This window comes from Pseudomonas sp. X10 (assembly GCF_054889225.1).
Window position 1 is genome coordinate 5,491,714 of the sequence record NZ_CM142677.1, and the last position, 26,958, is coordinate 5,518,671.

28 protein-coding genes, 1 tRNA gene and 1 pseudogene are annotated in these 26,958 nt (G+C 63.3%); 8 read left to right on the forward strand and 22 right to left on the reverse strand.

Annotated features, from left to right (window positions below):
* Positions 1 to 59 precede the first annotated feature (59 nt).
* The 8 genes from ACYU03_RS24935 to ACYU03_RS24970 all read right to left on the reverse strand — a co-directional run bounded on the left by ACYU03_RS24935 (position 60) and on the right by ACYU03_RS24970 (position 7,375).
* The gene (locus ACYU03_RS24935) at positions 60 to 332 is read right to left on the reverse strand and encodes a DUF971 domain-containing protein (RefSeq protein ID WP_461887263.1); all 273 of its coding nucleotides are present in this window, start codon (positions 330 to 332) and stop codon (positions 60 to 62) included.
* A complete protein-coding gene (locus ACYU03_RS24940) occupies positions 332 to 1,297 on the reverse strand; it encodes a HEAT repeat domain-containing protein (protein ID WP_461887264.1) in 966 nt (321 codons plus the stop codon). The genes ACYU03_RS24935 and ACYU03_RS24940 overlap by 1 nt, the downstream gene beginning before the upstream one ends.
* The gene (locus ACYU03_RS24945; protein ID WP_461887265.1) at positions 1,294 to 2,148 is read right to left on the reverse strand and encodes an ABC transporter ATP-binding protein; all 855 of its coding nucleotides are present in this window, start codon (positions 2,146 to 2,148) and stop codon (positions 1,294 to 1,296) included. Before ACYU03_RS24945 ends, ACYU03_RS24940 begins: the two co-directional genes overlap by 4 nt.
* The gene (locus ACYU03_RS24950) at positions 2,148 to 2,930 is read right to left on the reverse strand and encodes an ABC transporter permease (protein ID WP_461887266.1); all 783 of its coding nucleotides are present in this window, start codon (positions 2,928 to 2,930) and stop codon (positions 2,148 to 2,150) included. Before ACYU03_RS24950 ends, ACYU03_RS24945 begins: the two co-directional genes overlap by 1 nt.
* A gap of 52 nt (positions 2,931 to 2,982) precedes the next feature.
* The gene (locus tag ACYU03_RS24955) at positions 2,983 to 4,389 is read right to left on the reverse strand and encodes an ABC transporter substrate-binding protein (RefSeq protein ID WP_461887267.1); all 1,407 of its coding nucleotides are present in this window, start codon (positions 4,387 to 4,389) and stop codon (positions 2,983 to 2,985) included.
* A 128-nt stretch (positions 4,390 to 4,517) separates the two neighbouring features.
* Positions 4,518 to 4,763 carry a 4Fe-4S dicluster domain-containing protein gene (locus tag ACYU03_RS24960; RefSeq protein WP_028629110.1) on the reverse strand — a complete coding sequence of 82 codons (246 nt, stop codon included), beginning with the start codon at positions 4,761 to 4,763 and terminating at the stop codon, positions 4,518 to 4,520.
* Positions 4,764 to 4,901: 138 nt separating this feature from the next.
* Positions 4,902 to 6,629 (reverse strand): fumarate reductase/succinate dehydrogenase flavoprotein subunit, encoded by a 1,728-nt coding sequence (locus ACYU03_RS24965; protein WP_461887268.1) that lies wholly within the window; start codon positions 6,627 to 6,629, stop codon positions 4,902 to 4,904.
* Complete coding sequence (locus tag ACYU03_RS24970) at positions 6,626 to 7,375, reverse strand: GntR family transcriptional regulator (protein WP_461887269.1); 750 nt, start codon at positions 7,373 to 7,375, stop codon at positions 6,626 to 6,628. Before ACYU03_RS24970 ends, ACYU03_RS24965 begins: the two co-directional genes overlap by 4 nt.
* 312 nt (positions 7,376 to 7,687) lie before the next feature.
* Here ACYU03_RS24970 and ACYU03_RS24975 point away from each other — a divergent pair.
* The 4 genes from ACYU03_RS24975 to ACYU03_RS24990 all read left to right on the forward strand — a co-directional run bounded on the left by ACYU03_RS24975 (position 7,688) and on the right by ACYU03_RS24990 (position 11,411).
* Positions 7,688 to 7,764 (forward strand) — tRNA-Arg (locus ACYU03_RS24975).
* A gap of 182 nt (positions 7,765 to 7,946) precedes the next feature.
* Entirely contained in the window at positions 7,947 to 9,686 is a 1,740-nt protein-coding gene (locus ACYU03_RS24980) for a dipeptidase (RefSeq protein ID WP_461887270.1), read from the forward strand.
* A gap of 827 nt (positions 9,687 to 10,513) precedes the next feature.
* Positions 10,514 to 10,825, forward strand: coding sequence for a hypothetical protein (locus ACYU03_RS24985; protein ID WP_461887271.1), 312 nt, complete (start codon positions 10,514 to 10,516; stop codon positions 10,823 to 10,825).
* A 148-nt stretch (positions 10,826 to 10,973) separates the two neighbouring features.
* Positions 10,974 to 11,411 carry a CBS domain-containing protein gene (locus ACYU03_RS24990; protein ID WP_461887272.1) on the forward strand — a complete coding sequence of 146 codons (438 nt, stop codon included), beginning with the start codon at positions 10,974 to 10,976 and terminating at the stop codon, positions 11,409 to 11,411.
* Here ACYU03_RS24990 and ACYU03_RS24995 read toward each other — a convergent pair whose 3' ends face one another.
* The 3 genes from ACYU03_RS24995 to ACYU03_RS25005 form a co-directional block, all read right to left on the reverse strand.
* The gene (locus ACYU03_RS24995) at positions 11,412 to 12,044 is read right to left on the reverse strand and encodes an NADH:ubiquinone oxidoreductase subunit N (RefSeq protein ID WP_461887273.1); all 633 of its coding nucleotides are present in this window, start codon (positions 12,042 to 12,044) and stop codon (positions 11,412 to 11,414) included.
* 70 nt (positions 12,045 to 12,114) lie between these two features.
* Positions 12,115 to 12,357, reverse strand: a complete 243-nt coding sequence (locus tag ACYU03_RS25000; RefSeq protein ID WP_461887274.1) for a DUF2789 domain-containing protein — start codon at positions 12,355 to 12,357, stop codon at positions 12,115 to 12,117.
* Positions 12,358 to 12,419: 62 nt separating this feature from the next.
* The gene (locus ACYU03_RS25005; RefSeq protein ID WP_461887275.1) at positions 12,420 to 12,878 is read right to left on the reverse strand and encodes an aminoacyl-tRNA deacylase; all 459 of its coding nucleotides are present in this window, start codon (positions 12,876 to 12,878) and stop codon (positions 12,420 to 12,422) included.
* Positions 12,879 to 12,975: 97 nt separating this feature from the next.
* Here ACYU03_RS25005 and ACYU03_RS25010 point away from each other — a divergent pair, with 97 nt between their 5' ends.
* Together ACYU03_RS25010 and ACYU03_RS25015 are read left to right on the forward strand one after the other, a co-directional pair.
* A complete protein-coding gene (locus ACYU03_RS25010) occupies positions 12,976 to 14,349 on the forward strand; it encodes an NfeD family protein (protein ID WP_461887276.1) in 1,374 nt (457 codons plus the stop codon).
* 2 nt (positions 14,350 to 14,351) lie between these two features.
* Complete coding sequence (locus ACYU03_RS25015; protein ID WP_461887277.1) at positions 14,352 to 15,098, forward strand: slipin family protein; 747 nt, start codon at positions 14,352 to 14,354, stop codon at positions 15,096 to 15,098.
* A gap of 43 nt (positions 15,099 to 15,141) precedes the next feature.
* Here the strand turns inward: ACYU03_RS25015 and ACYU03_RS25020 are convergent, their stop codons facing one another.
* Complete coding sequence (locus tag ACYU03_RS25020) at positions 15,142 to 15,774, reverse strand: LysE family transporter (protein ID WP_461887278.1); 633 nt, start codon at positions 15,772 to 15,774, stop codon at positions 15,142 to 15,144.
* A gap of 97 nt (positions 15,775 to 15,871) precedes the next feature.
* Positions 15,872 to 17,782 (reverse strand): ATP-binding cassette domain-containing protein, encoded by a 1,911-nt coding sequence (locus ACYU03_RS25025; RefSeq protein WP_461887279.1) that lies wholly within the window; start codon positions 17,780 to 17,782, stop codon positions 15,872 to 15,874.
* Positions 17,783 to 17,832: 50 nt separating this feature from the next.
* Here ACYU03_RS25025 and ACYU03_RS25030 point away from each other — a divergent pair, with 50 nt between their 5' ends.
* Entirely contained in the window at positions 17,833 to 18,315 is a 483-nt protein-coding gene (locus tag ACYU03_RS25030) for a TIGR02444 family protein (RefSeq protein WP_461887280.1), read from the forward strand.
* Here the strand turns inward: ACYU03_RS25030 and ACYU03_RS25035 are convergent.
* Entirely contained in the window at positions 18,291 to 19,391 is a 1,101-nt protein-coding gene (locus ACYU03_RS25035; protein ID WP_461887281.1) for an AlgP family protein, read from the reverse strand. The genes ACYU03_RS25030 and ACYU03_RS25035 overlap by 25 nt on opposite strands.
* A 313-nt stretch (positions 19,392 to 19,704) precedes the next feature.
* On the opposite strand from ACYU03_RS25035, the gene ACYU03_RS25040 reads away from it, so the two are divergent.
* Positions 19,705 to 20,370, forward strand: coding sequence for an FKBP-type peptidyl-prolyl cis-trans isomerase (locus ACYU03_RS25040; RefSeq protein WP_461887282.1), 666 nt, complete (start codon positions 19,705 to 19,707; stop codon positions 20,368 to 20,370).
* A gap of 9 nt (positions 20,371 to 20,379) precedes the next feature.
* Here the strand turns inward: ACYU03_RS25040 and rsd are convergent, their stop codons facing one another.
* The 8 genes and pseudogenes from rsd to ACYU03_RS25080 form a co-directional block, all read right to left on the reverse strand.
* The gene (rsd, locus tag ACYU03_RS25045; protein WP_461887283.1) at positions 20,380 to 20,850 is read right to left on the reverse strand and encodes a sigma D regulator; all 471 of its coding nucleotides are present in this window, start codon (positions 20,848 to 20,850) and stop codon (positions 20,380 to 20,382) included.
* 229 nt (positions 20,851 to 21,079) lie between these two features.
* Complete coding sequence (locus ACYU03_RS25050; RefSeq protein ID WP_461891549.1) at positions 21,080 to 21,556, reverse strand: disulfide bond formation protein B; 477 nt, start codon at positions 21,554 to 21,556, stop codon at positions 21,080 to 21,082.
* A 258-nt stretch (positions 21,557 to 21,814) separates the two neighbouring features.
* Entirely contained in the window at positions 21,815 to 23,053 is a 1,239-nt protein-coding gene (locus tag ACYU03_RS25055) for a heme biosynthesis HemY N-terminal domain-containing protein (protein ID WP_461887284.1), read from the reverse strand.
* Positions 23,050 to 24,150 (reverse strand): uroporphyrinogen-III C-methyltransferase, encoded by a 1,101-nt coding sequence (locus ACYU03_RS25060; protein WP_461887285.1) that lies wholly within the window; start codon positions 24,148 to 24,150, stop codon positions 23,050 to 23,052. The genes ACYU03_RS25055 and ACYU03_RS25060 overlap by 4 nt, the downstream gene beginning before the upstream one ends.
* A gap of 45 nt (positions 24,151 to 24,195) precedes the next feature.
* Positions 24,196 to 24,963 (reverse strand): uroporphyrinogen-III synthase, encoded by a 768-nt coding sequence (locus ACYU03_RS25065; protein WP_461887286.1) that lies wholly within the window; start codon positions 24,961 to 24,963, stop codon positions 24,196 to 24,198.
* On the reverse strand, positions 24,960 to 25,901 hold the full coding sequence (hemC, locus tag ACYU03_RS25070) for a hydroxymethylbilane synthase (protein ID WP_461887287.1): 942 nt from the start codon (positions 25,899 to 25,901) through the stop codon (positions 24,960 to 24,962). Before hemC ends, ACYU03_RS25065 begins: the two co-directional genes overlap by 4 nt.
* A gap of 105 nt (positions 25,902 to 26,006) precedes the next feature.
* Complete coding sequence (locus ACYU03_RS25075; protein WP_461887288.1) at positions 26,007 to 26,753, reverse strand: LytR/AlgR family response regulator transcription factor; 747 nt, start codon at positions 26,751 to 26,753, stop codon at positions 26,007 to 26,009.
* Positions 26,750 to 26,857: pseudogene (locus tag ACYU03_RS25080) on the reverse strand (sensor histidine kinase); the annotation flags it as partial. The pseudogene ACYU03_RS25080 and the gene ACYU03_RS25075, both read right to left, overlap by 4 nt.
* Positions 26,858 to 26,958 lie beyond the last annotated feature (101 nt).

Below are 26,958 nucleotides of genomic sequence, written 5' to 3' on the forward strand. Positions count from 1 at the left end.
TTGGCGGTAGCGAGATGACACCTGCGCTGGGCTCGAACGCAGTAACGCTGGGTGGCCCGCTAGAGCGTGCTCAGGTACTCCCAGGGATAGATACCGCGATCATGCCCATCGCTGAATATCAGTTGCACGCCATAGCCTTGCAGCTCAAGACGCTCCAGGCGAACCCCCGCCTGAACCGTAGAGATGCCCCCACGCAACCTTGCCGCCCGGCATTGCGAACAGGGGCAGGCAGCGCGCAGTCGGGCATGGCTGATCACCTGCAGGGTGTCCGCCCACTGCAGCGCCAGATCGCCTTGCCCGCGCAGGTTTTGCAGCGCGCTGGGAGCATTCATCAAACGGCTCCCTGCAACTGCGCCAGGGCGATCCGCACCGCCTTGCGCACCTCCGGATCACTATCGGCCTCGGCGTTGCGCAGCGCCGGCAAAGCGTCGCCGTCACCCAGCTCACCCAGCGCCAATGCGGCCTCCTTGCGCAGGTTGGCGATACCATGGCCGAGCAACTCGGCCAAGCCGGCCAGCGCCTGGCGATAACGCAGCCGCCCAAGCGAGCGCGCGGCGCGCAGGCGTACCTGCCAATAGGCATCGTCCAGGGCTGCCACCAGCGCCGGACCAGCCTGGTCATGGCCAACCTTGCCCAGGGTGGTGGCGGCTTCCTCGCGCACCTGCCAGGCCTGGTCGCCCAAGGCGGCGGTCAGGGCCGGCAACACGCTGGCATCGCGGGCAAGGCCCAGGGCGCCGATGACGGCACGCCGCACCTCAGTATCCGCCTCCTGCGCGGCGAGCTGCGCCAGGGCCGGCAAGGCCGGCTGGTGCTTGAGCCAGCCGAGGATGCCCACCGCCTCCCGGCGCACCGCAGCGTCAGGGTCGTGCAGCGCCCTCAGCGCCGGACCGGCGGCCTCTTCCAAGCGCAACTCTCGCAGGGCCCGCAAGGCACTGGCACGCACGAAGGCATCAGCGTGGGCCGCCCATGGCAGGATCAGTTGACCGGCATCCAGGCTCTTCAATTCGCTGAGGCTCTGGGCCGCCGCCAGACGCACCGGCTCGGCGGCATCAGCCAACGCTGCGCAGAGTGCCTGCACCACCTCGGGCTCTTCCCAGGCTTCGAGCAGCCGCGCCGCCTCGGCGCGCACCTCGGCGGCGTTGTCGACCAACAGGGCATCGGTCAGCCACGGCAGGCCATCGGGGTCTTCCAGGTCAGCCAGCTCGATCAGGGCAATGCGTCGCACGCCCTCGTCGGTAGCGGTCAGACGTGGCAGCAGTTCAAGGATGTCGGGGTTGTCAGTCGTACGGTCGGTCATAGGGCAATTCGCAATGGCGGATGGTCGTTGGGCAGCCCCAATGGCGTCAGGCGTGGCAGTTCGCGGCCTTCTTCATGGCGAAGCAGTTCCAGGCAATGACGCTTGAGGTGGGTGAAGCCGGGGCTGGTGAGCAAGCTGGTGCGGCGTGGCCGGGGAAAGTCCAGGCGTAGGTCTTCGATGAAGCGCCCGGGACGCGGGCTCATCACCAGGATGCGGTCGGCCAGGAACAACGCTTCGTCGATGTCATGGGTGACGAACACCACGGTGGTGCGGATGCGCGTCCAGATGTCCAGCAACAGCTCCTGCATCCGCGAGCGGGTCTGGGCGTCGAGAGCGCCGAAAGGCTCGTCCATCAACAGCAGGCGCGGGCGATTGATCAGCACACGGGCGATCTCGGCGCGCTGCTGCATGCCCCCAGAAAGCTGGCTGGGCCAACGATTGGCGAAATCGCCCAGGCCGACCAACTGAAGAAACTCGGCAGCACGACGGCGCCGTTCCACCTTGCCCTCGCCCTGCATCTTCAGGCCGAAGGCGACATTGTCGAGCACACTGCGCCAAGGCAGCAGGGTATGGTGCTGGAACACCATACCGCGCTGCGGCGAAGGCCCGTCGATGGCATGGCCATCCACTTCGAGCCGCCCGGCACTGGGCGTCAGGTGCCCGGCCAGGGCGCCCAGCAGGGTCGACTTGCCACAGCCAGACGGCCCAAGGATGCAGACGAACTCGCCCGACGCAATAGAGAAGTCCAGTGCCTGCACGGCTTCGAAAGCCTCACGCCCCTGGCCCAGGCGGATGGACAGCCCACGGGCATCGATCCGCCCCGGCTCGGCAACCTGTTGATAACTGCTCATCAGGCGTTCCTCCGAACGTGGTACCAAGGAGTCGCCAACGCGCCCAGGCGTTTGACCAATGCGCTGCTGCCCATGCCGAGCACGCCTATCAGCAGCATGCCGACCACGATGTCTGGATAGTTCTGCAAGGTGTAGGACTCCCAGGTGTAGTAGCCAATGCCGAACTGACCCGAAATCATCTCGGCGGTGACCAGGCAGAACCAGGAGGTGCCCATGCCGATGGCCAGCCCCGTGACAATGCTCGGCGCCGCACCCGGCAAGATCACTTCGCGCAGGATGGCCAGCCGGCCGGCGCCCAGGCTGCGTGCCGAAGCGACCAGGCGCGGGTCCACCGCCTCGACCCCATGAATGGTATTGAGCAGGATCGGGAACAGCGCGCCGGTAAAGGTGATGAACACCATGGACGCCTCTGACGACGGGAACATCAGGATCGCCAGCGGAATCCAGGCCACCGCCGGAATCGGCCGCAGTACCTCCAACGGCGGCAGCAGGCTGTCTTCGGCCCATTGCGAACGACCGATCACCAGCCCCAACAGCACGCCCAGCAGCGCAGCAGTGAGGTAACCGGCGAACACCCGTGACAGGCTGCTAGACAGGTGCGACAACAGCTCGCTGGAGTGCAACAACCGCCAGGCAGCGTCCAACACAGCGGCAGGCGTGGGCACATAGGTGAAGGTGAACAGCCCCAGGTCCAGGCGCGCGTTGGCCGCCAGTTGCCAGAACAGCAGGCAAGCACCCAGCGAAGCCAAGCGCAGGGGCCAACGGTAGAGGGTTGCACTCATCGAACGTCTCCCGAAGGTGCCCTTCTCTCCCAAGAAGGAAGGGCTGCCTTAATCAGTGCCGGGCCACCAGCTTCTGGTTAGGGCTGACGAAGTCCAGCGCAGTGCCGCCATGCTGCCTGGCGTATTGTTCGGCTTGGTCCTTGAGCAGGAAGGCCGACAGTTCACCCTTGTCGTTGCGCACGAACCAGGCCTGGTTGGCCAGCAGCTTGATGCCGCTGTCGGCCGCCTGGGCATAGATGGCGCGGATGTCCTTGCCTTCCTCCTCCAACTGCGCCAAAGCGCTCAGCGCGGCCTGCGGCGAAGCGTAGTGGCGGACCTTGTCCTCACCGCGCACCCAGATTTGCGCCAGGCGGCTGAAGTCCGTGATCGGTTTGCCAGTCAGTGCGTCGTTAGCCTTCAGCGGCAGCGGGTCGTAGTTCTTCAGGGCCTTGTCGTAGTCCAAACCGGCCTGTTTGAAGGCCGCGCGGATGTACTGGTCGTCGATGAACTTCGCGGTGTCCAGGCCACGGTCGGTCTTCTTCAGCAACTTGAGGGTGTCGATAGAAGTGGCCACCGCCTGGCGATATTCGGGCTTCCAGGTCAGGTCGCGAGTCTGCAGGCCGAGCGGGCCATGGAACAGGTAGTTCACCTCCGCTTCGATGCCGGTGACCTTCTCGATCAGCTCGCTGTACTTCTCCGGTTCGGCAGCGAACAGCCGGTCAGCCTCAAGGCTGGCGCGCAAGTAGGCAGTGACCACTTCCGGGTACTGCTTCGCATAGTCCGCATCCACCAGAGCGCCATGCATCGTCGGGGCATCGGCCTGGGAGCCGTCATAGATCTTGCGGGCGAAGCCACGGTTGGGGAACAGCTCGGCGAACGGCACGAAGTCGGCATGGGCCTCGATACGGTTGCTGCGCAGGGCGGAGCCCGCAATCTCCGGGGCCTGGGCGATGATGCGCACGTCCTTCTGCGGGTCCCAGCCCTGGGCGGCGACGGCACGCAACAACATGCCGTGGGCGGTGGAGGCGAAGGGAACGGAGATGGTCTTGCCCTTGAGCTCGGCCAGCGACTGCACACTGGAAGTCGCCGGCACCACGATGCCGTTGCCGCTGCCACGGATACTGCCCGACAGCACAGTGATGAACAGGCTCTGCTTGCCCGCATCCAAGTGCGCCACGCCGTTGAAGGAGCCAGGGAAGTCAGCCATGGCGCCGAAATCCAGCTTGCCGGCGACCATCTCGTTGGTCAGCGGCGCGCCGCTGGTGAAGTTCTTCCACTCCACCTTGTACTCGGCATCCTTGTACTTGCCGTCGCGGGGCAGGTATTTGTCGAGCAAGCCCAGCTCGCGGATGAGCAGGCCACCGGTGGCGCAGTTGATGGTGGTGTCCTGGGTGCCGATGGCGACGCGAATGGTCTGCGCGCTGGCGCTCAGGCTGAAGATCGCCAGCGCGAGGCCGGCCACGGTTGCAGTAAGGCGCATGGGTGTTTCCCCTCGAATCTATAGGTATTGGAATCGTCTCCGCCACACGGCTGGGTGGTGGGAAACGAGGGGGCTTGCGGTTGGGGCGTCCGGTGGTTGGCCGGATGGCGTGTCGCTTATGGAGCCGGTCAGCGCAGCAGGTAGGGGATCTCCACCTTCACCGCACCGGTCGGGCAATCCTTCTCGCACGGCATGCAGTACCAGCATTCGTCGAAGGCCATATAGGCCTTCTGGGTGGCCGGGTTGATTGCCAGCAGGTCCATGGGGCAGACCTCGACGCAGACGGTGCAGCCTTTTTCGGCGATGCACTTGTCTTCGTCGATGGTGACCGGCGCGCTGCTACGGAAGAAGATTTCCTGGGGTTGATGGGCCATTTCACGGTGTCCTTGGAGCCTGTGGCTCTCGTTCTATTCAGGGTCTGCACAACATTCGTAGGGGCTGGCGCCATATATCCCGGGTGCCTGGTCTGGCCTCATCGCGGGCAAGCCAGCTCCTACAGGGGCATGCACGGATCAGGCAGCCGCATCAGCCTTTACCCGCAGCCGGTCATATGCCTGCTGCTCCTGTGCATCCAGCGGGATCAGGTAGGGCTCCACCGGCGTCTTGAAACTGGTCATGCGCCCGTCCTCGCCCTTCTTCAGATGGCAATGGCAGAACCACTCAGCGTCGTTGCGCTCGGGGAAGTCCACCCGGTGGTGATACAGGCCCCAACGGCTCTCCTCACGGAACAGCGAAGCCCGCGCAGCCATCTCGGCACAGTCGCGGATGACCGAGACCTCCATCGCCCGCATCAGCTCATGGGGATTGCTGGCCTTCATCTGCGCCAGGTCTTGCTCGATCTCGGCGAAACGCGCCAGGCCGATCTCCATCTTCTTGGTCACTTTGGGTGGCTGCAGGTAGTCGTTGACCATGCGCCGCAGCTTGTACTCCACCTGGGCTGGCGGCAGGCCATGCTCACGGTTGAGCGGTGCGAACACCCGCGCTCGCTCGCGCGCCACTTGTTCGGCATCGACCTCGGCGAACGCACGGTCGGCCACGTAGTGCGCCGCGTTGCGGCCGGCGAACCAGCCGTAGGTGAAGGCGCCGAGCATGTAGTTGTGCGGCACGGCAGCCATGTCGCCGGCAGCATAGAGCCCCTTGACGCTGGTTTCGGCCTTCTCGTTGACCCATACACCCGACGCCGAATGGCCTGAACAGAAGCCGATCTCGGAGATGTGCATCTCGACCATATGCTGGCGGTAGTCGGTGCCCCGGTTGTTGTGGAACTGGCCACGGCTGGGGCGCTCGTTGCTGTGCAGGATCTCTTCGATGGTCTGGATGGTTTCCTCGGCCAAGTGGTCCAACTTGAGGAACACCGGGCCGTTGCCACCTTCGAGCTCCTGGTGGAACTCCCACATCATCTGCCCGCTCCAGTAGTCGCACTCGATGAAGCGCTCGCCCTTCGCGTTGGCGGTATAGCCACCCAAGGGACCGGTGACGTAGGCACAGGCCGGGCCGTTGTAGTCCTTGATCAGCGGGTTGATCTGGAAGCACTCCAGGTTCGCCAGCTCAGCACCCGCGTGATAGGCCATGGCGTAGCCGTCGCCAGCGTTGGTCGGATTTTCGTAAGTGCCCATCAAGTAGCCCGAGGACGGCAAGCCCAGGCGCCCGGCGGCACCGCAGGCGAGAATCACCGCCTTGGCGCGGATCACCCGGAACTCGCCACTGCGACAATCGAAGCCCATCACCCCGGCGGCGGCACCTTCAGCGTCCAGCAGCAGACGGGTGCAGACCATACGGTTGCTGATCTCCACCCGAGCGCGCTTGAGCTGGCGGTAGAGCACTTTCTTGATGTCGTGGCCTTCAGGCATGGGCAATACGTAGGCACCCATGTGGTGGACCTTCTTCACCGCGTAGTCGCCGGTCTCGTCCTTCTCGAACTTCACGCCCCAGCGGTCCAGTTGCTCGATGGTTTCGAAGCTGTGGGTGGCATAGGCATGCACGGCGGCTTGGTTGACGATACCGTCGTTGGCGATGGTGATTTCCTTCGTGTACTGCTCAGGCGTGGCGTGACCGGGGATGATCGCGTTGTTCAAGCCATCCATGCCCATGCTGATCGCGCCGCTGCGCTTGACGTTGGCTTTGTCCAACAGCAGAACACGCAGGTTGCGGTCCTGCTCCTTGGCCTTGATCGCGGCCATGGGGCCAGCCGTGCCGCCGCCAATGACGACGATGTCGTAATCCTGGTGTTCGATGCTCATGCCTTGGGCCCCTTCTGACGGTCGATGCGCAGGCGGTACTGGAAGGCATCGCCGCGGTAATAGAGGTGTTCGAAGTCCAGTGGCGTGCCGTCGGCGGTATGAGTCAGGCGCTCGATACGCATGATCGGCGACCCCTCCTCCACCTCCAGCGCCTGGGTCAGGTCGCTGTCGGCCAGCACGGCATCTATGGCCAGGTCGGCGTGGCCCAGCGCAATGCCGCAGTCGTTCTCCAGGACCAAGAAGATGTCGCGGGTGGCGAGGTCCGCCTTCTCCAGCTTCTCGCCCACAGCCTTCGGCAACCAGGTCAGCTCAAGCGATACCGGCTCGCGGTTGATCAGGCGCACCCGGCGGATCTCGGTGACCAAACTGCCCTCTTCCACTTGCAGGCGCGCCGCCACCAGCGGGGTTGCCGGTACATGGCGCAAGCTGCGCAGGCGGTTGATCACCTCGTAGCCCATCTGGGTCATGGACTCCGCCAAACCCTGTAGGGTGCTGACGTTCTGAAAGGCCTTGGGCTTGGCCACGAAAGTGCCCTTGCCGTGGATCTTGAAGATCAGCCCCTCCTTCTGCAGGTCGCCCAACGCCTGGCGCACGGTGATGCGGCTGACGCTGAAAGCCTTGCCCAGCTCGTTCTCCGAAGGCATGCGGCTGTGGGGTGGGTAGGTCCCGTCGAGGATACGCCCGCGCAGCAACTCCTTGAGCTGGCTGTAGAGGGGTACAGGGGAAAGGGGGAGCAGTTCGGCCATGGTCGTCTTCGCTTATGATCCTGACTTGTTATAACAAGTTGTGACGAGAGATTAGCGAACATAAGAACGACTCAGGAAATACTTTTATTGAATAAGGATATGGCTACAGCATGGCAGCCCGCCCGGCCTCCTGTAGGAGAGGGCTTGCCCGCGATCAGACGCGTAACCCTCTCTCTGTCGCAAGGTAGGCTGCACTGACGCTATCGCGGGCAAGCCCGCTCCTACAGGGCCAGGGCCGCTTCCTAGGTAAAAACAGCGACAGATCAAGACGATGGACGCCGCCAACCGAGATGGGTATCATTGCGACCCGTTGCACTCGTAGCTCAGCTGGATAGAGTACTGCCCTCCGAAGGCAGGGGTCGTGGGTTCGAATCCCGCCGAGTGCGCCATACCTGAAAAGCCCTGGGACATTTCCCGGGGCTTTTTCGTTTCTGCGCCGCTTTTGCCATTCTGTGCGACAGGTGCCGTTCAGGGGCTCCCGTCCCCCTCCCTCGTGGTGTTAGCGTGGACAGGTTTCGTCTGGTCAATCAGACACTTCTCTCCAACTGCCTGCAAAGGAATGCCCACCGCAATGGATTTCTCACTAAAGCACCTGGCCGCGACCACCCTGATGCTGGCCAGCCTCGCGTCGCTCACCACGCCAGCGCACGCCAACATCACCCCGCAACAGAGCGCAGCCATCCTCAAGAACTTCTCTGACACATCGGTCACGGATTTCAGGCAATTCCTCGGTCGCCTGGCCAAGAGCGAGCTGGCAAAGACCGACGACCTCGGCCCGACCATCAACGCCTTCCTCGACAACAAGGCGCTTTCCGCCGAACAGCAGAATGAGATCCACCGCCTGCTGGGCCTCTATGCACGGGTGAAGTACGGCACGGCCGCCACCGAAACCTTGCGTGAGTTGGTGGCGATCCCGACCTTCCAGGTCGAAGGCGTCGCGCAACATGAGAACCCCGAGTTCCTCAAGATCGCCGACAAGCTCAAGGGCCTTGCCCAGGCGTTCAACCTGAACTTCCGCAACATCGACAACCGCGTCTACGAGGTCACCCTCGAAGGCAGCGGCGACGAAGTCGTGGGCATCCACGCCCATGCCGACGTGGTGCCGGTAACCCCGGAAAACTGGGTGCTGGAAGACGGCACCCGCATCGACCCGTTCAAGGTCACCCTGATCGGCGACCGCATGTACGGTCGTGGCACCGAGGACGACAAGAACGGCATCGTGGTAGCGCTCTACGCCATGAAAATCATCAAGGAAGAGAAGCTGCCTCTGGCGCGTAACTTCAAGCTGCTGATCGACACCACCGAAGAAACCAGCGGCGACGCCATCCCCTACTACTTCGAACGCAACCCGACGCCCAACTACAACCTGGCGCTCGATGGCGGCTACCCAGTGGTGATCGCCGAGAAGGGCTACGGCACCGTCATGGCCAGTTTTGCCCGGCGTGCCGCAGTGGGCAAAGGCGCCGAGATCACCTCGATGACCGGTGGCCTGGCCACCAACCAGATCCCGTCGGCCTCGGTCGCCACGTTCGTCACCGACCAGCCCGCCGAACTTGCCACCAGCCTGCAAAAGGCCGGCGCGGACTATGCAAAGCGCAACGGCGGCAACTTCGGCGTGACCGCCAAGGCCGTCGGCAAGGACGTCCAGCTCACGGTCAGCGGCGTCTCCGCCCACTCCTCCGAGCCCGAATCGGGCGTCAACCCGGTGGCGAGGATGCTGGACTTCATCAACAGCCTCGATGGGCAGGTCGCGCTCAAGCACAACCAGATCACCGATGCCGCGCGCTATGCCGCCGACAACTGGGGGCTGGACTACCTGGGCAAGAAGCTGGGCATCGGCTTCGAGGACAAGTTCATGGGGCCGCTGACCGCCTCCCTGACTTATGTCGGCCAGGACGACAAGGCCTTCAAGCTCGCCGTCAACCTGCGCGTGCCGGTCGGCAAGCCCACTGAGACCCTCAAGAGCGAAATCGCCGGCAAGCTGGATGCCTGGAGCAAGCAGTCTCAAGTTGCCGTGGCTTTCGACTACACCATCGACGAGCCGATGTACCGCAACCCAGAAGGTGAGTGGGTCAAGGCGCTGCTGGCCGTGGCCAGCGAGAACCTCGGCATGGAACACCAGTTCGGCACCTCCGCCGGCGCCACCTCGGTTCACGACCTGCCCAACGGCGTTCAATTCGGCCTGGCCATGCCGGATGTGAAGTACACCGGGCACAACGACAACGAGTTCAAGACCGTGGAACAGTTCATGCTGGACCTGCAGATCGTGACCGAGATGATGGGGCGGATCGGGCAGATGCCGAAGCTGTGAGGTTTGAGGGCTCGCCCTTCTGATGGAGCGATGCCTGATAGGCACTCGCCTTGAGGCCTCAACCATGGGTCATGACTACGGTGACAGCAGAAAATTTGTCGGCGGAGCTGCGTAGGCTTTGGCAAGCCAAGGTCATATGAAGGGAAATTGCAGGCAAGATGGGTTGTTCCACTTTAGTGTGGTAAACCTGCCTTCAAGGTCGTCCTTCCGCGTAGTCAACTGATACTTCGAATCTTGGCCTCGGTTGCGTGATACGCAGTGACCGGGGCCAAGTACTTCCTGTGACCGTCAATGCATATCTTGGACCTCCTAGCATCCAAGGGATGAGCGACCGCCTCGAGGTCAATTAGGATCCCCCGCTGATTGGCTACGACCCACTGCTGTTTCTTGTCATCCAGTTCTATGTAGCGTTCTGTTCGCTCGCCAAACCCTGGCTGGAAAAACACGAAAGCCCGAACGCTTTCTGATTCTTCGCACCCGTTAATTGCCCATGCAACAGAGGGATAGGAAATATCTGATTTTGTCCTCGGTCTCGCAAAATCACTGGTCGTTTACAGGTCCTAGGAAATACCCTACGCATTCTGTCGACAGCCATGACCTTGTCCCCAGGAACTCGTACCTCTAGGCTCATTTTCGTCGCCGAATATCTCGGTGATCGGGTGTGGTAACCCGAAGTTCTGCGAGTACCTGAACAGTCTATGGTGGCTGTGCGCGGGAGGCTTTCGAGCCTGCCGGACTCAGGTACTCGTCCGGTTTACCACCCCGCGTACAGCTGCCACCTATTCGTGTGGTAACGGATAAGTGTCAGCTCAAGCTGAGTACTTGCCATGAAAAAAGTGACACCCGATCCCCCTCTCCCCTCCCAATGGGCCACGGTATCCAAGACCTGCGGCGGTGGAACCATTCCTTCCCCCGTGTACTCCATCCGTCCGGGCATCACGGCCCAAGAGGCCCTGATGTATGCCTCGGTCTACCTGAGTTGCGCCTACGAAACCGGCACCAAGGCCGTGGAAACCGACCCGTCGGGCCCACGCGGGCTGCTGTGGTCGACCATGCACTCGATCGAGATGGCGCAAGGCCTGGTCGAAGCGCTGCTGGATGGCCTGGCGGCCGAAACCCAGGAACAGGTCAAGACATAGACGATGCGCCCGGCCGTTTGGTGGCAGCCGGGCCCAATGACGTTTTTCAATGAGGTCGATGCCGCTTTCTTTCTTGCCGTGTCGCCATTCGTGCACGATTCTGTAGATATCTGCCGTTACAACGCGCCCTATCCTCGCAGAGGCCTATATGAAAAACGTGGCACAGCTCCTGAAAACAAAAACCCAGCATCATGAGGTCTACACCATAAGCCCCGAGGACACGGTGCTCGATGCGCTCAAACTGTTGGCGGAAAAAAACATCGGCGCCCTGCCGGTGATCGAGGACGGCAGCGTGGTGGGGATCGTCAGTGAACGCGACTATGCGCGCAAGCTGGTGCTCAAGGGCCGCTCATCCGCGGCGACGCCCGTGCGCGAGATCATGAGTTCGCCAGTGGTCACCGTCGATTCGCACCAGAACACCGAGTTCTGCATGAACCTGATGACCAACCGCCACCTGCGCCATTTGCCTGTGGTCGAGAACGGCCAACTGATCGGCCTGTTGTCGATCGGGGATCTGGTCAAGGAAACCATCGCCCACCAGGCCAGCCTGATCCTGGAGCTGGAGAAGTACATCCGCGGCGAATGATCAGTGGTACTCGCGCTCCAGCTCGTCGAGCTGGTGGTCGAAGCTGCGCAGGCGCGCCGACCAGGTGTACACCAGCACTTCAAGATCACGGTTGAGCACGGCCGTGCCATGGCCGCTGCTCTGCTGTGAATCGCACAGATCCAGCTGATAGCGTTCGCGGGCCATGGCCGTGGCCACGCTGGAGAGCTCGCGAGCGTTGCCCAGCCAGCGGCGATCGTGAGTTTCCCGGTCAAGTTCGCGGCATTGGCGCTTGAGCGCTTCCAGGCTTTGTTCCAACGGCGTGCCTTCGAGCTCACCCATGACTTCCTGGAAGGTCCGCCCGGGCTGCCAGTAGCTCCCCCAAAAATAGCGGTCGAACACGGTTTCGACCCGGCGTAGAGCGACCTTGGTGTTCCAGATCGCCACCAGCGTTCGGCCTTGCACCACTTCGCGCTTGTTCAGGTGCAACTGCTGCCAGGCGATCCAGGCCAAGGCAACCAACGCCACGGCCGCGGTGACCGCGGCGGCAGCATAGAGAAACTGCAGGGCCTGGCCCATCTGATGGGTGTGCCGGATACCGTAGAAATAGCCGGCTGTCAGGGTGCCCAGGATGGTCACGGCGCACCAGAAGCCCGGTGCGTAGGGATCTTTCATTGCGCTATCCCCTTATTGTTTTCTCCTGAGCATAGCAACGCCGGATCATCCATCAGGTGCCACTCGGCGTTTATTTTCTCGGACGGCGCAACGCCTCGTTGAGTTGATCGAAAGGGACTGCCCAATCCGAATCGTCAGTGATGCTTTCCTTGAGAAACGCACGCTGGGACTCCGACCAGAAGGGCGCATCGACCAGCTTGATGTCGTTCTTGAGCGGCGAGTGGGTCGTGATGAACTGGTCGATACCCTCCGCGTCATCACGCAGGCCCAGTTGTTTGAACAGCTCGGAAAAGAGATGGCTCGGTGCTTCCATGGTTCACTCCTCGGGCCAGGCCAGCCGTCCACGAGGCCAGCCCGGCATTGGGTTGACGGTCATCAGCAGAGCTCGCGCACTTCGGCGTGAGGCACCAGCTTCAGGTATTGCTCCATGCTCATGTGGATCAGGTGATCGTGATCACCCGCCTCAAGGTAGACATCGCCTTGACGGGTCAAGGTCGGGTCAAGGAGCATTTTTATCTCATAGGCATCGCCAAGCGCCGGGATAGCGCCGCGCTCGCAGTCGCCAAACAGCTGCGGCAAGCCGCTTTCACGGGTCAGTTGCCAAGCGCCGGTCATGCGCACCTTGCTCATGTCCAGGTGGCGGTTGGCCGGCAGCACGGCCATCAGGTAGTTGCCATGACGGTCGTCCAGCATCACTGACTTGGCGACCCGCTCGGCGGGTACGCCGGCCGTACGGGCCGACTCCAGGCTGGTGGCCGAGTGTGGATGTGAAACGATGTCGTAGTCGCAGTTGGCCTTGTCCAGGCTCTGCTGAAGGGTCTTGGCCATACGCATGATGCACCTCCGGGTTTACCCCCATCCTGAAGTTTAGGCGGTCTCCAGAGCAGGTACGGCTAAACTTCAAGAACAGTTCCTTATCGGGTGCCACCATGTGATCGCTCAATACTGTCGTTGGCTGCTGTTGATACTGATGCTCGGCACTCTGCCGGGCGGTCAGGCAGCGTCTGGTGGCAGCATCTGGGTGCTGAGCATCGACGATGCCATTGGCCCGGCCAGCGCCGACTATCTGCTGCGCGGCCTGGAGCAGGCCCAGGCCGAGGATGCGCAACTGGTGGTGATACGCTTGGACACCCCTGGCGGCCTGGACAGCGCCATGCGCCAGATCATCAAAGCCATCCTCGCAAGCCCGGTGCCAGTGGCCAGCTACGTAGCCCCCAGTGGCGCCCGCGCCGCCAGCGCCGGCACCTATATCCTCTATGCCAGCCACGTCGCGGCCATGGCGCCGGGGACCAACCTCGGCGCCGCCACCCCGGTGCAGATCGGCGGTCCGCCCAAGGACCCCACTCCCCCTAAGGCGCCCAATGGTGACAAGCCCGCGCCGCCCAGCGATCAGGACACCCTTGCACGCAAACAGGTCAATGATGCCGCCGCTTATATCCGTGGTCTGGCGCAGTTGCGCGGACGCAATGCCGAGTGGGCCGAGCAGGCGGTGCGTGAGTCGGTCAGCCTGTCGGCCAGCGAAGCCTTGCGCCTGAAGGTGGTCGACAATCTGGCCAACGACCTGCCAGACCTGCTACGCCAACTCGACGGCAAGACCCTGGAGGCCGCCGGCCAATCCCGTCAGTTGCAGACCAATGGCGCGGTACTGGTCGAGCACTTGCCGGACTGGCGCACTCGCCTGCTGGCAGTGATCACCAATCCGAGCGTGGCCCTGATCCTGATCATGGTCGGTGTCTACGGCCTACTGTTCGAGTTCATGAACCCCGGCTCGGGGGTCGGCGGAGTAGTCGGCGGCATCTGCCTGCTGCTGGCGCTCTATGCCCTGCAGCTGTTGCCGGTGAGCTATGCCGGCGTCGCGCTGATCCTGCTGGGCCTTGCGTTCATGATCGCCGAGGCGTTTTTACCCAGCTTTGGCATAGTCGGTTTCGGCGGCATAGTCGCCTTCGTGGTCGGAGCGGTGATCCTGATGGACACCGACGTCCCCGGCTATGGCATCCCCCTGCCGTTGATCGTCGGCCTGGCCGTGCTGTCGGCGCTGCTGCTCGGCGGCGTGCTCGGTATGGCGCTGAAAGCGCGCCAGCGGGCCGTGGTCAGCGGTGATGCCGGCTTGGTCGGCAGCCTGGTCACGGTGATCAGGGTAACGCCGGACAACCCGTTCTGCGGCTCGGTGCAGGCCCAGGGCGAACAATGGCAAGTCCAATGCGCGACACCGCTGCAAGCTGGTCAGCGCGTGCGCGTGGTCGCCCGTCGTGGCGTCGTGCTGGAGGTCAGCGCCACCGCGCCAGCAGCGTCGCAAGGAGAGTGAAGATGTTCATGCAACTGGGTTATGGCGCACTGGTGATGCTCATCGCCGTGCTCTTGATGTCGGCATTACGTATCTTGCGCGAATATGAGCGTGGCGTGGTGTTCCAACTGGGGCGCTTCTGGCAGGTCAAAGGGCCGGGGCTGATCCTGTTGATCCCGGGCATCCAGCAGATGGTCCGGGTCGACCTGCGCACGGTGGTGCTGGACGTGCCGCCACAGGATGTGATCACCCGCGATAACGTCTCGGTCAAGGTCAATGCCGTGGTGTACTTCCGGGTGCTGGATCCGCAAAAGGCGATCATCCAGGTCGAGGACTTTCTCAACGCCACAAGCCAACTGGCCCAGACCACCTTACGCGCGGTGCTCGGCAAACATGAACTGGACGAACTGTTGGCCGAACGCGAGCGCCTGAACCTGGACATCCGCGAGGTGCTCGACGCCCAGACCGACGCCTGGGGCATCAAGGTGGCCAACGTCGAGATCAAGCATGTCGACCTCAACGAGTCGATGGTCCGTGCCATTGCCCGCCAGGCCGAGGCCGAGCGGGAGCGGCGGGCCAAGGTGATCCATGCCGAAGGTGAATTGCAGGCCTCGGAGAAGCTGATGCAAGCCGCGCAGATGCTCGGCAAGGAGCCCGGGGCGATGCAGCTGCGCTACATGCAGACCCTGGGCAGCATCGCTGGCGACAAGAACTCGACCATCATCTTCCCGCTGCCTATCGACCTGCTCAAGGGGATGTTCGACAAGTAGCTTGCGCTGGCTCCTGCAGTAGGATGCCGCCAGGCGGCCCAGGTCAGACCGGGGTGCGGCGGATGGTTGCCAGCAAGGTCGCGGCACCGATGAACAGGCCAGCGAATGTGCGGTTCATGCGGCGCTGCTGCTTGGGCGTACGCAGCAGGCGCAGCACACGGGCTGCCAGACCGGTGTAGCCGGCCATCACCAGCAGATCGACGGTGATCATGGTGGCAGTGATGGTCATGTACTGCGGCAGCAGCGCGGCATGTGGGTTGATGAACTGTGGCAATACCGCGAGCATGAAGACCAGGGCCTTGGGGTTGCTGACGTTGACCAGGAAGCCGCGGAACACCAGGGTCAACGGCTTGCCGAGCGGGCGCACGGCCGCATTGTCACTGAGATCGGCAGGCAAGGCGCGCCATTGCTTGACCGCCAGGTAGACCAGATAGATCACGCCGAACCACTTGATAACCTGGAACGCGGTGGCGGAGGTCGCAAGGATCGCACCGACCCCGGCAGCGATGATGGCGATCTGCAGGATCAGCCCCAGTTGCAGGCCCAGGGCGTTCCAGTACCCACGCCAGAAGCCGTATTGCAAGCCGCTGGACATCGATGCAATGGCACCGGCGCCCGGCGACAGGCTGATCACCCAGCACGCAGCAAAGAAGGCCAACCAGGTTTCCATCGACATCGCACACCTCGCTCTTACATCTTGCAAAACACTAAGCTAATGCGTTGTCGAAAAAATCACCACGGCTTTTTTGGGAGGCCACCGCAGGCAGCCTCTATCAGGACAGCGCCTCCAGCTCGGCCTGCATGCCTTCCAAACGCTCCAGGGCTTCCATCCAGGCTTCTTCCAATTCGCCTTCACGCACCTTGAGTTTGCTCTGACGGGCCAGCAGATCCCGCAGTTCGTCCTTGCGCGCGGCCTCGTAGAGGCTGCTATCACCCAGGGCGGTTTCGATCTCGGCCAGCTGGGTGTGAACCTCGCCCAGCTCACGCTCGAGCTTGTCAGCTTCGCGCTTGTGCGGCGCCAGTTGCTGACGCAGCGCAGCAGCAGCCTGACGCTGGGCTTTCTTGTCGGTCTTGTCCGGGTTGACCGGGGTATTGCTCACCGGCGCATTGCGCTGGCGGTACTCGACCAGCCAACGGCTGTAGTCGTCCAAGTCACCGTCGAAGGTATCGACCTTGCCGTCGGCCACCAGCAGGAAGTCATCGGTGGTGCTCTTGAGCAGATGCCGGTCGTGGGAGACAACCACTACCGCGCCACTGAATTCCTGCAGGGCCATGGTCAGGGCCAGGCGCATCTCCAGGTCCAGATGGTTGGTCGGTTCGTCGAGCAACAGTAGGTTCGGCCGCTCCCAGGCAATCAGGGCCAGGGCCAGGCGCGCCTTCTCGCCACCGGAGAAGTTCACCACCGGCTCGTCGATGCGCCCGCCACGGAAGTCGAAACCACCGAGGAAGTCACGCAAGGTCTGCTCACGTTCGGTCGGCGCCAGGCGTTGCAGGTGCAACAGCGGGCTGGCTTTGTCGTCCAGCGAATCGAGCTGGTGCTGGGCGAAGTAGCCGACGGCGAGGTTTTCGCCTCGAACCAGGCGCCCGGACAGCGGCTCCAGCTCGCCAGCAAGGTTCTTGATCAGGGTCGACTTGCCCGCGCCGTTGGGGCCCAACAGGCCGATCCGCGCCCCCGGAGTCAGTTGCAGCTTGACCTTCTCCAGAATCACCTTGTCGCCATAGCCCAGGCGACCTTCGGAGAGGTCGAGCAGTGGGCTGGAGATCTTTTCCGACTCGCGGAAACTGAAGTCGAAAGGCGAATCCACATGGGCAGCCGACAGCTCCTCCATGCGCTCAAGGGCCTTGATCCGGCTCTGGGCCTGACGGGCCTTGGTGGCCTGGGCCTTGAAGCGGGCGATGTACTTTTCCATGTGCGCGCGCTGCGCCTGCTGCTTCTCGTAGGCCTGCTGCTGCTGCGCCAGGCGTTCGGCACGGGTGCGCTCGAAGGCCGTGTAGCCGCCACGGTAGAGGTTCAGCTTGCATTGCTCGACATGTAGCACATGGTCGACCACCGCATCGAGGAAATCGCGGTCATGGGAAATCAGCAGCAGCGTGCCGGGGTAGCCCTTGAGCCACTCTTCCAGCCAGAGGATGGCATCCAGGTCGAGGTGGTTGGTCGGCTCGTCGAGCAGCAGCAGGTCCGATGGGCACATCAGCGCCTGCGCCAGGTTCAGGCGCATCCGCCAGCCACCGGAGAAGTCGCCGACGCGGCGGTCCATCTGCTCGTTGGTGAAACCGAGACCGGCCAGCAACTTGCGCGCCCGGGCGTCAGCGGTGTAGCCGTCGGCGCTGTCCAGTTCGCTGTGCAGCCTGGCCAGGGCGGTGCCATCGTGCGCGGCTTCGGCAGCGGCCAATTCGGCCTGGACCTTGCGCAGGCGGACATCGCCGTCGAGTACATAGTCCACGGCCAGGCGGTCCAGGGTATCGACCTCCTGGCGCATGTGGGCGATGCGCCAGTCACCGGGCACCTGGCAGTCGCCGGCATCAGGCGTGAGTTCACCGCGCAGCAAGGCGAACAGGCTGGATTTACCGGCACCGTTGGCGCCAATCAGGCCGGCCTTGTGACCGGTGTGCAGGGTCATCTCGGCGCCTTCTAGCAAGCGCTGCGGACCACGCTGTAAAGTGAGGTTCGATAGTCTGATCATAATGGCCGCGGAGTCTACCAGCTTCCTCGGTCACTGGCGCGAGTTGAACCATGCACACCGACCTGTGGAATTACGCCCTGGCCCTGTATGCCCGTCCCGGCGTGGAAGCTGCCTGCCTGGGCCTGCAGGACCAGGGTGGCGATGTCTGCCTGCTGCTCTGTGGGGCTTGGCTGCAGGCACGGGGTGTACCAGCCAGCGAGGCGCGGGTGCAGGCACTGCGCGAGGTGGCCGGGCCTTGGCAGCGGGAGGTTGTCGGACCGCTACGTTGCCTGCGCCAGCAATGGCGCGATCAGGCAGCAGAAGACCCGCAGTTGGCAGCCCTGCGCGAGCAAGTGAAAGGTCTGGAACTGGAGGCTGAACGTCGCCTGCTGGAGCGTCTGGGGGCGCTGGCCGGCGAGTGGCCCGTGGGCTCGACCGAGCCCACGAACGATTGGCTGGCCCGGCTGATGCCAGGCAAAGCCCTGGCCGGCGACGCGCTGCAACAGCTGCGCATCGCCGCCCAAGGGCTTCAGGAGGCCGAGGACGGCGACTGAACCGGGCTGGCTGCCGGTGTCGAAGCCGTTGATGCTGCCGAATTGCTTACTGGCGCTGGCGTGCTGGCGCCGGACGCCGGAGCAGCAGCAGGTTTGGTTTCGGCAGGCTTGGCGGCCACTGGTTTGGCGGGCGCTTTTGCAGCTGCGGGCTTGGCTGCGGGTTTCGCAGCGGCTGGCTTGGCAGTTGGCTTCGCGGCAGCAGCTTTGGCCGGGGCCTTGGTAGCGGCGGGCTTGGCCGCCGGTTTCGCAGCGGTGGCCCTGGCGGGTGCCTTGGTGGCAACTGGCTTGGCTGCAGGCTTCGCGGCGGCTGGCTTGGCGGGTGCCTTGGTGGCCGCTGGCTTGGCTGCAGTTTTCGCAGCAGCAGCCCGGGCTGGCGCCTTGGCAGCCGCTGACTTGGCTGCAGGCTTCGCAGCGGCAGTCCGAGCAGGTGCCTTGGCCGCCGCTGCCTTGGCTGCAGGCTTCGCAGCGGCAGCCCGAGCAGGTGCCTTGGCCGCCGCTGGCTTGGCTGCAGGCTTCGCAGCGGCGGCCCGGGCTGGCGCCTTAGCTGCGGCCGACCTGGTTGCCGGTTTCGCAGCGGCCTTGGTGGTAGCTGGCTTGGCGGCTGGTTTAGCCGCTGCTTTGGCCGAGGCCTTGGCAGACGGTTTCGCCGCAACAGGCTTGACGGTTGCTTTGGCAGCGCGCTGATCCAGCGCCTTGGCAGCCGCCTCGCGAACCTTGCCCACGCCCTGGGCCAACTTCAGGCTTTCCTGGGCGTCACGCTTGAGTTGCAAGATATAAGTGCGGGTTTGCGATTGCCGATCCTTGAGCGAGTCGAGCAGGTCTTCAAGTTCCCCTACTGCCGCCTTGGCCTTGTTCTGCGCCTTGGCTTTACCGGCCTTGGCAGCGTCCTGCAACTTGAGACGGGAGTTGTGCAGTTTTTCCTGCGCCTTGCCACGTTGCTTTTCCAACTTGGCCAGCAGTTTTTCAGCATCAGCCAGCGCTTGCGAGCAGGCATCTTCCAAGTGTTCGAGCAGGCTGCCCGAAAGTTGCTGGAGCAGGTGTAACGGCGTACTTACTGGCTTCTTTTTAGCCGACATGGTTTACCTCCTGGCTGACGAGAATGCGGCTCATACTATGCTTCTGCTGCTACCGCCGCTAGGGTCTATGATGTTTCATTCCCGACCGAGCGATGCCTAATCGGGGCATTTCTCGCGGCAAGGCGGTCGAGAATGAAACAGCAACAGACCCTGGATGTTGACAGTATCAAACGCGCCGCGTTGCATGCCTGGGCAAAGTTGTTATCTTGCAGCTGGATGCAAGTGTAGTTGCTCGACAAAGTATTGCTGATATTTGCACATCTCCCGCCAACAAGGCTGGCATACTTCGCCCTTGTCGTAGCAGGAGTTGTCCATGCCTCGTTATCTGCTTTTCGGCCTGTGCCTGTTTGCTCCTCTTGGCCTCGCCAGCCCCGAGCCTACGCCCACCAGCGACCATGACCTGGCCTACAGCCTGGGTGCCAGCCTGGGCGAGCGCCTGCGTGATGAAGTGCCTGGCCTTCAGCTTGAGGTGCTGCTGGAAGGCCTGCGCCAGGCCTACCGGAACGAACCGCTGAAGCTCGACAAGGCGCGGATGCAAGCCATTCTCCAGACGCATGACGAGCAGGCGAGCGCGGATGCCGAACAGGCCCAAGTCGAGAAAATGCTGACAGCGGAAAAGCGCTTCATGGCCAACGAACGGGCCCGTGCCGGGGTGCATGAGTTGGCGGGTGGCATCCTCTACAGCGAACTGGCAGGTGGGACCGGCGCACCACCCAAGACAGGCGGCAAGGTACAGGTTCGCTATGTAGGCAAGTTGCCGGACGGCTCGGTGTTCGATCAGAGCCAGCAACCGCAATGGTTCAACCTGGATTCCGTGATCGAAGGATGGCAGGTGGCATTGCCGCGGATGAAGGCAGGAGCAAAATGGCGGCTGGTGATACCGTCGGCGCAAGCCTATGGTGCCGAGGGCGCAGGTGACCTGATCGCGCCCTATACCCCGCTGGTGTTCGAGATAGAACTGCTTGCCGCAACCGACTGAGGCCGGCTGTCAGGCCTCTACTGCGCCTTCTTCCTTGTGCGCGTTGTGCAGCACTTCGATGAGGCAGTCTTCGAGCTCGAAGCGTTCGTGCAGCAGGCTGCCCAGCTCGGTGAGCTTCTTGGCGAAGCGTTCAGGGTCGCTGCACTGCCCCTTGTCGCAATGGTCATTGAAAGCCAGCGCGATCTGAGTGATGTCGTCGATACGCGGGCTGATCTGCGTGGCCAGTTCCAGGCTACGCGTGTCGCCGAAAGCCTTCGCCTCGCTGACCAACTGCTCACTGATCTCGAAATGCCAAGCCGAGACATAGTCGACCAGGACTGCGCAGAAATCGCGGTTCTTGTCCTTGTCGGCGAAGGCCGGACGGGCATCGCGCAAGCTTCGAAAAGCCTGCACCAACTCTTCCCGCTCCTTGAGCCATCGATCAATCAGCTGATGAACCCCACCCCAGCGTTCCTGAGCATTCTGACAACTATCGAGCATGGCGATTTCTTCCCTTCTGGGTAATGCCGCTGCACCTCGTTCCACAACACTGCGGAACAAAAGTAACGTCCGCAAGACGGCATCGAGCAGTTGTATTTTCGGTATGCGTGCTGGGAGAGTATTCCCGCACGCCTTGGCCTTCAAGGTACGCAGTGGATAAAGTTCATACAAGTGTTTAATCCCGTTACACACGACCACTGATCGTCAATTCACCGGAAATTGAGCTGGGTCAGGTTTCGCTCATGCGCAACAGCCTGCTGAAGCGATACGCCAGCAAACTCGACAGGATCGGCAGAGCCAAAAGCAGAAAAGCCAGTAGGCTCCACTCCGGCAAAGTCAGGTCCAGAAAGCTCCAATGTATCGCGGTGCACTCCTTGCTCCCGAGCACCATCATTTTCAGCACCTGGCTCCAGGGTATGTTTTCGATAATCTGCCCGAGTGGGGCTCGGCACTCCATGAGCGCCATCGGCGAGCTCTGCAACCATACCTGCCGCGCCGCGAGCATCGCGCCACTTCCCGCACAGATCAAGGCGAGCACTCCATAGATGCAGGCGCCGCGCCGTGCGGGTGAGTGGATCACGGCGCAGAGGCAGACAAGGCCGAAGGCCGCCAGGAACAGCCGCTGGCTGTAGCACAGGGGGCACGGCGTCAGGCCTTGGCTGTATTCCAGGCAGACCGTGACAGCCATGATCAGTACCGCGGCCATGAAGGCCGGGAAGAACGGGGAACGCAAACGGGCCACAGGCATGACAAGTCCTGAAAAGCGTGACATGGCTGCGAACGGTAGAGGAAAGGCGCGCTTTGTTTCAAGGCGCTACAACCAGGATATGTCCCTGTTAAACAAGGCAAATGACGGGGAAATTTGTAGGAAATCTCCGTCCAAATAGACGAAAAATCCCCCAGAGGCCTGGGAAGGCTGTGGCCGAAAGCTGGAGCCCCGTCTAGACGCGGGCTCCAGGCCGCTTCAGGCTTTGACGCCCTCGGGCAAAGGCAGGGCAAGCAAACGTTCGTCCAGCAGCCCCAATCCCTCCTGGAACAGCTGGTTGCTGCGCTCAGTATCGCCCAGGCCGGCCAGCAGCCGGGCCAGTTCCGCACAGGTTTCCGGATTGCGCTGCAGCCGCAGGCTGCTCTCCAAGTAATCCCGCGCCTTGCCCCACAGGCGGTTCTGCAAGCTCAGACGACCCAGCGTCAACAGCAGGCTGGGGTCCTCCGGGTGGTCCTTGAGCCAGCCTTCAGCCGTTTGCAACTGACGCGCCGGGTCGTCACCACAGACCAGCCCATACAGGCGAGCCAAGTGGCTTTCGTATTGACGCTTGAGCGCCGCGCGCAGGGCCTGCTCGGCCTCACCTTGCGCGCCGACCTGGCGCAGTTGCTCGGCATAGGCCAGCACCAGCTGCGGCTCCTGGCGCTGGGCAGCGGTCAGTTGCTGCCAGGCCCGCTCCAACGCCTGACGGGCGCTTTGCGAGTCCTCGCCACGGGTTGCCGCCAGGCACAGGTTCTGGCCCCAGGCACGCTGTTCCAGTTCGGCCAACTCCTGCGCCGGAAGTACCTTGCCCTTGCGCAGCTCGGGCATCAGGCGGATCACTTCGGACCATTCGCCACGCTCACGATGCAGGCGCTGCAGGAGCCGCAATACCTGGGCGTTATGTGGATGGCGCTCCTGCATGGCGTGCAGAGTGTCCAGCGCCGCATCCCTGTCCCCACTGTCCATCTGCAGTTGGGCATGGGTCAAGGCAACAGCCAGCTCTGCCTGGGGTTGACGCTCCAGGGCTCGCTCGAGCAGTTGGTCGCGGTCTTCTGTACGGCCCAGCTCGTTGGCTGCACGCGCGGCACCGAGGTAGTACAGCAGGGGTTGGCGCTCGTGCTCCGCTGCACGATGCAGGTGACGCTGAGCACTGGCCCAGCGGCCCTCGGCCAGGTCAAGCTGACCCTGTTCGATGGCCAGGCGGGTGCGCCGGCTGCGGTTGCGCCGGGACCATGGGTTGACCACACCCGAGGAGGTCAATACCAGGCCGACCAGGTAACGCAACAGCCACAGTGCCAGGATGACGCCCACCAGTGCGCCCAGCGCCGCCCACAGCCCCGACTGGTACCTGAAACCACCGTAGGCGATCAACACATAGCCGCTGTGCTTGGCGATGGCGATACCCAGCGCGGCGGCCACGGCGATCGCCAGGACCGCCAGCAGGTAGACGCGCTTCATGGCTTGGCCCCCTCGGCTTCGGCCGGCAGGTGCCGGCGCTCGATGTAGGCTTGCACCGCCGTCAGGCTTTCGCTCAGGTCAGGCACCACCACAGAGACAGGCTGCTCGGCCAGTTCGTTGAGGCTGTCCAGCATGGCCTTGCTTTGCGGGTTGTCCGGATTGAAGTTGGCCAGCAGGACGCTGCGCGCGTCATCCAGGGCCTGGGTATAGACCTTCGCCTCACCGTTGAGAGCTGCCCACTGGGCCTGCTCGATGGTCAGGCTCAGGGCCAGGCGCAACTGGTTCAACGATTGCCCGGCCAGCAACGGACGGACATTTTCGTCCGCATTGAAATCGATCTGGAAGTACTTGGAGATCTCCGCCCACCACTGGGACCAGCGGCTGGCGCCATCGCCATCGGCGGTGAGGGCGCCCAGGGCATCGGCATTGCTGTCGAACTCGGGGGCCACGGCGTTCAACTGCTGCACCTGCTCGCGCTGCGCGGCAAGTTTCAGGAACAGACCGGTACGGTCGGGCTGCTGGACACTCTGCAGCGTCGCCAGGCTGCGCGCCAACTGCTCGCGCGCGGCGAAAGCGGCGGGGTCGCTCTGCTCGCGCAGAATCTCGTCGGCACCTTCGACCAGGGCTCTGGCGCTGGCAATGTCCTGGAGCGCCGACAGGCGCAGGGTGGCTAGGCGGAGCAAGTGCTCGGCTTCGGCCAGGCGCCAATCCTTGCGGCTGGCACCGAGAACGGTCTCCAGGCGCTGGCTCAGGCGTTGCTGGTCGCCTTGCAATTGCGCGACCAGCCGACGGCGGTCTTCCAGCTCGCTGGCCGGCGGCAAGGCCGCCAACTGCGTAGTAATCTGCTGTTCACGCTGCTGCAAGGCCTCGGTACGCTCGTTCAGCACCTGCAGGTGCTGACCCTGCCCTTGCTCGCTACCCTGCAACTGGCGTACCTGCCAGACACCCCATCCCCCGACTGCGACACCTGCCGCGCCCAGCAGCAGGGCCAGGATCGCCAAGCCGTTGCCGGAACGCTTGGCCGGCGTGGCAGCGGTAGGTTCAGGCACCTCGGGCGCCGATTGCTGTTCATTGTTGGGCAAGACAGTTTCGCTCACGTATCCATCCTTTGCATTGGGGCGCTCGCCAAACAGCTTAGCGCCTTAGAGGGCAGGTGCAGCGATTCGCTGCACGGCTGCCAGCAAGGCCGCGGCACTGGCACCGCGGCAATCCACTACCTGTTGCGCGCCCCAGGCCCGGGCCTGGTCGGCGACCCGCGGGCTGGGCACGAACAGCGGCAACTGCGCCAACCGTGGCCAATCGGCGCCAGCCAATTGTTGCAAGTGTTCAAGCCCTTGCCCACTGCTGACCACCAGGCCGTTCAGGCGTTCCCCATCGACCCTGCGCGCCAGGGTGCCGGCCGGGTAGCTCGGCAACCGACGGCGATACAGTTCCAGATAATCGACACTAGCACCTTGCTCCCCAAGACGCTCGGCCAGCAGTTCGCGCCCTCCCTCGCCACGCACGATGAGCACGCGTGGCGCCGTAGCGGCGACAGCCTGGCGCAAGGCAGGCAGGCCCAGCAAGGCCTCGCTGTCATCGCCCCGGGAAGGGAACGCGACCTGCAGCCCCTCACGCTCGAGGACCTGGGCAGTAGCCGCGCCCACCGTGAACCAGGCAGGCTGCGCGGTGGGTGCTGGGCATCGGGCAAGTAGCCCGAGCAGCAATCGCGCCGCGGGTTTGCTGACCACGATGACGGCCTGGTAGAGGGCCAGTTGACGCACCTTGTCGAGCTGCCCAGCCTCCAACGCCAAAGGCTCGATCTCCAGCAGCGGCAGGCTGCTGCTCTGGATGCCGGCAGCGGCAAGCGTCTGCGCCAGCGCCGCACAGTCCTCAGCAGGACGGGTCAGCAACAGGCGCCACCCGCTCACGAGTGGCCGGCCTCGCCATAGACTTCCTTGAGAATCGCCTCGGCACCCTGACCCAGGAGATCCTCGGCGACCTGTACGCCCAACGCTTCAGCAGTGCTGCGTGGCGCACGCGCCTGCGCCACCAGTAAGGTGCCGCCACTGGGCTGACCGACCAGGCCACGTAACCAGAGCTGCTCGCCTTCGAGCACTGCATAGCAGGCGATCGGCACCTGGCAGCCGCCGTTCAGACGCTTGTTCATCGCCCGCTCAGCCACCACCCGGTCTGCGGTGTCGGCATGGTGCAAAGGCGCCAGCAACGCGTGGATCTGCGTGTCGGCTGTACGGCATTCGATGCCAACAGCGCCCTGGCCTCCGGCCGGCAGGCTGTCATCGACACTGATGAAGCCGGTGATGCGGTCTTCGAAGCCGAGGCGGATCAGGCCCGCGGCCGCCAGGATGATCGCGTCGTACTCACCGGCATCGAGCTTGGCCAAACGAGTGTTGACGTTGCCACGTAGGAAGCGGATTTCCAGGTCCGGCCGACGGGCCAGCAACTGGGCCTGGCGGCGCAGGCTGGAGGTGCCGACGATGCTGCCGGCAGGCAAGACGTCAAGGCTGGAGAAGCGGTTGGAGACAAAGGCATCACGCGGGTCTTCGCGCTCGCAGATACAGAACAGCCCCAGGCCTTCGGGGAAGTCCATCGGCACGTCCTTCATCGAGTGTACGGCGATATCGGCCTGTTGCTCGAGCAAGGCGGTTTCCAGCTCCTTGACGAACAATCCCTTGCCGCCGATCTTCGACAGCGGGGAGTCGAGCAGTTTGTCGCCGCGGCTGACCATGGGTACCAGCGTGACAGTCAGGCCGGGATGGGCCTGTTCCAAGCGGGCTTTGACATATTCGGCCTGCCACAGGGCAAGAGCACTTTTGCGGGTGGCGATGCGGATTTCGCGAGTGGACATGGAGCGCCCCGAACGAGAGAAATGCCACCGATGATAACAGCTCCGTCGGATTCCTCGGCAGATCCAGGTCATGTCCCGGCCATCCCTGGCCGCGGATGTGCTGTGTCAGAGCGTTTGCATCATCTTGCGCACACCGGCCACATGTCGCCGGCTAACGGTCAGGGCATCGCCGTCCAGGCCCTTGAGGAACAGCTGGAAGTGCCCCAACGGCGTACGTTGCAGCCTCTCTATGCGCTCCCGGGCAACCAGGGCATTGCGGTGGATGCGCACGAAACGGTCGCCGAACTCGTCTTCCAGAGCCTTGAGCGGCTCATCGAGCAGGACCTCGCCGGCCTCATGGCGCAGGGTCACGTACTTGTGGTCGGCGATGAAATAGATGACCTGGGCCAAGGGAATCAACTCGATGCCCTTTCGCGTTCGGGCACTGATATGACTGCGAGGCCCAGTGCCGCTTTCCTGCGCTGGGCGGGTCAAGGCGGCCAGTTGCGTACGGTTCGGGCGCTCGGCCTTGCGCAGGGCTTCGCGCAGCCCCTGCGGCTGCACCGGTTTGGTGACATGGCTGAGGGTGCTGTCTTTGAAGGACTGGATGGTGAATTCGTCGTCACTGGCACAGAACACCACGGCTGGCGGCGCTTCACGCTCGCACAGTTTGGCGGCGACCTGAAGCCCGTCCAGCCCTGGCATGCCGATGTCCAACAGGACCACGTCGGGCTTGAGGCTATCGATCAGGGCCAAGGCCTCCTCGCCGTTGGTGGCGCTGGGCTCCAGCACGGTGTAGCCCTCGAGTTCGCCGAGCAAGCGGCTCAGGCGCTCACGGGCTTGGGGTTCGTCATCAACGATCAGGACATTCATATTGCGCTGGATTCCTGAGTGAGTCTCGCACAAGGATAGCGTAGACAGGTGAGGTTTCGACCGTCACGGCGATCCACGCTCAGACTCGCACGATGGCTAAAGATTCACTGGCTCCGCATGAAATGCTACCGAGCCTCTGTCCAACTGTAGACGGTTGCCGGAACGCTGCCGTTCAATCGCTAAATATCCTTTGCAGGGCCCAGGC